Below are 4,506 nucleotides of genomic sequence, written 5' to 3'. Positions count from 1 at the left end.
GAGAATGTCAAAATCGAGTTACTGGACCTGTCCAAAGACGACCTGCGTCAGGATTTTGAAGACGCGCCGGAGATTGTTCAGAGCGGATTATATCAGCATACCTACACTGCAGAATACGATTCTCCGGGTGGAGAGCCGATTGCCGCGCTGATTTCTGCCTATGAGTTTGATGCTTCAGCACAGGACGTGGCGCTATTACGCAATATTTCGAAAGTGTCTGCAGCAGCACATATGCCGTTTATCGGTTCTGCAGGACCAAAGTTCTTTTTAAAAGAGAATATGGAGCAGGTTGCGGCCATTAAAGATATCGGTAACTACTTTGACCGCGCTGAATACATTAAATGGAAATCCTTCCGCGAGACTGACGACTCCCGCTACATCGGCCTGGTGATGCCGCGCGTGTTAGGCCGTCTGCCGTATGGTCCGGACACGGTACCGGTACGTAGCTTCAACTATATGGAAGAAGTTAAAGGCCCGGACCACGAAAAATACCTGTGGACCAACGCGTCATTTGCGTTTGCAGCCAATATGGTGAAAAGCTTTATCAATAATGGTTGGTGCGTGCAAATTCGTGGCCCGCAAGCAGGCGGCGCCGTACAGGACTTACCTATCCATCTGTACGACCTAGGCACCGGCAATCAAGTGAAAATTCCGTCCGAGGTGATGATCCCGGAAACGCGTGAGTTTGAATTCGCCAACCTCGGTTTCATCCCGCTGTCATACTATAAAAACCGCGACTACGCCTGTTTCTTCTCCGCTAACTCTACACAGAAACCGGCTCTGTATGATACTGCCGACGCGACCGCAAACAGCCGGATTAATTCACGCCTGCCTTATATCTTCCTGCTATCGCGTATCGCCCATTACCTGAAGCTGATTCAGCGTGAAAATATCGGGACGACCAAAGACCGTCGTCTGCTTGAGCTGGAACTCAACACCTGGGTGCGCGGTCTGGTCACTGAAATGACTGACCCGGGCGACGACTTGCAGGCGTCACACCCGCTGCGTGATGCGAAAGTCATCGTCGAAGATATTGAAGACAATCCAGGTTTCTTCCGCGTGAAGCTCTATGCAGTCCCACACTTCCAAGTGGAAGGGATGGACGTCAATCTGTCACTGGTTTCCCAGATGCCGAAAGCAAAATCCTAAGGCGAGGGGAAAGCAGGGATGAAAATTCATCGTCCGTTATGGAATGAAGGGGCGCTTCTGGCCCCGCAGCAATTTCAGCAGCAGTCTGAATGGGACGCGCTTTCCCGGGCCGGTATTGCCGCTCGTGGCAGTGCCTTCCCCTGGGGCGTTGGTCGGGTAGAACTGGATGAGGGGATGCTCGCCTCTGGTCGGGTTCAGGCGCAGTCATTACGCCTCTGGCTTCCGGATGACACTCTCGTAGATACACGGTTCAGTGACTTGCCACCGGAGCCGCGTGAAATCGACGCGCCCGCCTCTGCCAGCAATGGTCCGGTGACGGTGTATGTGGCGCTACCGGTGATGCAGGCGGGTATCGTTAATGTGCAGACTGACACGGTACCCGCAGAGCGTCCGCTCCGATATCAGGAAGCCTGGGAGACGATCGCGGATCGTTTCGGCCTGGAAGAGGAATCGATAGCGGTGGCCCGATTTAATCTGGCATTCCGTTTCGGGCATGAAGACAACGGGACCTGGGACACCTGCGCCATTGCCCGTCTGTTGCGGGACGAGCAAGGGGGCTGGCGTCAGGATCCTGACTTTATCCCGCCGATGGCCTTGTTTTCAGCAAGCCGTAGCCTGTGTGAACGTCTTGCTTTGTTGAATCGCCAGTTGCGTTCTCGTCGCCAGCGTTTGATGTGCATGCGTCGCGAGAGCAACGACAGAATGGCCGATTTTGCGGTCGCTGATGTTTCTCTTTTCTGGCTACTGAATGCCCTGAACTCGCATGCCCGGGTGCTCACTGAGTTTGAGCGTTTCCCTGACAGACATCCTGAGCAGGTCTGGGCCGAGCTTGCACGCCTTGCCGGCAGTATGCTGACCTTCTCGCTCGAGCATGATCTGGATGCCATTCCTGGCTATGACCACAACTCACCGGAGAAAACCTTCCCGCCACTCTTCGACCTTATCAGCGAGTTGTTGGAAGCCAGCCTGCCGTCACGTGTGGTGGCCGTGCGCATGGAGCGAATGGATCCGGAGACATGGAAAGCGGTACTGCACGATATTCGTCTGCGCGATGAAGCCGATTTCTACCTCTCAGTGCGCACCAATCAGCCTGCCTGGCAGATTGCCGAACGCTTCACCGAAGTCTGTATTGCCGGTGCACCGGCCAGTGTTGGCGAAGTGTCCGGCCTAGCCGTCGAAGGTATCGGCCTCATTGCCTTGAGCCGAGTGCCTGCTGCGTTGCCGGTGCGTTTGGAGAACCAGTACTTTGTGCTGGATATGGAGAGCGATGCCGCCCGTGAAATGCTGGATCAGGGGGTCTGCGTCTTCTATGTCCCGTCGGTGCTCGGCGAGCTTGAGCTGGAACTGTTCGCGGTGCTGCGCTCATGATCAAGGACTTCGATATTGATGCCCTGATGGCAGAAACCTGGCTGACAGTGGCGCAATTGCGCCATGGTGGGAAGATCACTGACGGACCCGAACTCTACGCGGCGTGTAAAGCGCAAGTCGAGAGCGTGCGTGAGACGCTGAGCAAGGCCGGGTTTGATGCGGAAAGTATCGATCACATCACCTATGCCCAATGTGCCTTGCTGGATGAAACTGTTCTAAACCGAAGGCCTGAGCCGAAAACGGCAGAAGAGAATATTGGCGAAACCGAAGCCACGGATAGCTATTACTCTGATGAAGCTACCCATGGCGCGCTGAACACCCCCACGCTGGATGCAGGGCAAAAGGCTTGGCGTTCGGCACCGCTGCAGGCGGTGTACTTTGGATCGCTGCGTGCCGGTGGTGCGCTGTATGACCGCATCGCGGAGATACTGCGACACCCTGCGCCTGAGCCTGCCGTGCTGACCTGTTACCAACGGGTGTTGGCGCTGGGTTTCCAGGGGCAGTACCGGTTATCCGGTGTGGGCCAGAACCGTCGTGATGAGGTTATCTCTGCACTCAACGAACGCGTGCCACCGCTTGAGATCGGTGCTTCACTGGTAGTGCAAAAAACTGGGCGTCGCCGTTATAACCTACTGCGTTCCGTCTGGTTCTGGATTGTGTTGGCGGTAATGTTGACGGCTGTCGCATGGTTTGGCGGCCACTTGTGGCTGCAAGATCTGCTGCATCAACAACTCCCGGAGCAACACTGATGCGTGGACGTACATTCGCCCGGGCGGTGTTTCCGGTACTGCTCTGTCTTGTGGCCGTCTTCTGGCTGGTCTGGGGTTTTATGGTTTGGCCGGTGTCAGGTAAATCGCTTCTGACGCTGCTTTCTGTGCTGATTGCCGGTGAGATAATCCGTCGACGTTGTCTGTGCAGGCAGCCTGCACGGCTGACCGGAGATAAAGAGGGCTTCCCGCCTGAGGGCCATACCGGGCCGGTTGTTATGGTCTGTGGGGATGTGGATGACGAGATGTTCGCATCAGGGCCGGGGCGGGGAACAGCAGAAGGCTGGTTCCTTCGCGTAACCAGTCTGGCTGAACTGATCACGCTGGCGGGCGAGTTGCTGACCCATACTCCCACAATGGCCGGGCAGCTCTGCGTGATGTTCCGCTGTCTGCCGGACCGACATGAAGATGAAGCGCTGATGCGTGCCTCCCTGAAGGCCGTGCGTCTGCAGATGAAACAACTCAGTCGACTGACAGGCTATAACGTACCGATGGTGCTGAATGCTGAGTTCAGTGGCCCGGAGACGCCATGGATTGTGGTGCGGGGAGACTCGGCCCTTGTGTGCCGCGACGATGAGCCAGCTATCTCCCTCTGTGAGTGGCAGCGCTCAGCGCAGACAGCCACGGTACAGCCGTTGCTCACAGAAGCCAATGCGATGCTGCACAAGATAGTGCTGGATGAACTGGGAAAACCCGACCGTCTGTGTCCACCAATCCGTCCTTTTGCCGTCACCCTGCGCTTTGGTCATATCCGGAGCTGTGCGACGGCTCTGTGGCCACAATGGCTGTTTCGCCAGACCCGTATCTCCCCGTCTGATCGCGTCAGCGCGTATGAACGTCGCTGGCACTTCGCCGATCCCGTACTCCCGCTACTGGCACCCTATACCACCCCGTTGCAGGGCGGTAAGACCGGGCGTCGGGTGGTGTTGATGTTGCTGTTGTGCGCGCTTGGTGCCATCGCGCTATCTGTGCGACATAACCAGGCGCTTATCCATAAGGTCAGCGCCGACCTCCAGCGCTGGCAGGCTATCCCGATGAACCACTATGATCCAAAAGCACAGGCACTTCATGCACTGCAGCAGGATGCGCTGTTGCTGGAGCGTTGGCAGCGTCAGGGCGTACCACAACGTTATGGTCTGGCGTTATATCCGGGTGATCGTCTGTGGCTCGCGGTTCAGCAGGCCATTGATACTTACGTCCCGCCACCACCACCACCTAAGCC

The 4,506-nt window shown here is 56.6% G+C and carries 3 protein-coding genes and 1 pseudogene; all 4 read left to right on the top strand.

Annotated elements, in window-relative coordinates:
- On the top strand, positions 1–1,149 hold a 1,149-nt coding region (tssC, locus tag BN1044_RS05825), incomplete at its 5' end, for a type VI secretion system contractile sheath large subunit (protein WP_072307918.1).
- Between the two features lie 18 nt (positions 1,150–1,167).
- On the top strand, positions 1,168–2,517 hold the full coding sequence (gene tssK / locus BN1044_RS05820; RefSeq protein WP_072307917.1) for a type VI secretion system baseplate subunit TssK: 1,350 nt from the start codon (positions 1,168–1,170) through the stop codon (positions 2,515–2,517).
- Positions 2,514–3,266, top strand: coding sequence for a type VI secretion system protein TssL, short form (gene tssL, locus BN1044_RS05815; RefSeq protein WP_072307916.1), 753 nt, complete (start codon positions 2,514–2,516; stop codon positions 3,264–3,266). The genes tssK and tssL overlap by 4 nt, the downstream gene beginning before the upstream one ends.
- Positions 3,267–3,529: 263 nt before the next feature.
- Positions 3,530–4,506 (top strand): annotated as a pseudogene (locus BN1044_RS05810) (OmpA family protein); the annotation flags it as partial.

The sequence above is a fragment of the Hafnia alvei genome (genome assembly GCF_900095695.1).
GTDB classification, from domain to species: Bacteria; Pseudomonadota; Gammaproteobacteria; order Enterobacterales; family Enterobacteriaceae; genus Hafnia; species Hafnia alvei_B.
Note: the sequence above shows the minus strand (reverse complement) of the source record. Positions and strands in the feature narration are given on the sequence as shown.

Excerpts from the sequence above, each read along its gene's own strand:
- tssK (WP_072307917.1), top strand. The coding sequence starts at position 1,168 with ATGAAAATTCATCGTCCGTTATGGAATGAAGGGGCGCTTCTGGCCCCG.
- tssL (WP_072307916.1), top strand. The coding sequence starts at position 2,514 with ATGATCAAGGACTTCGATATTGATGCCCTGATGGCAGAAACCTGGCTG.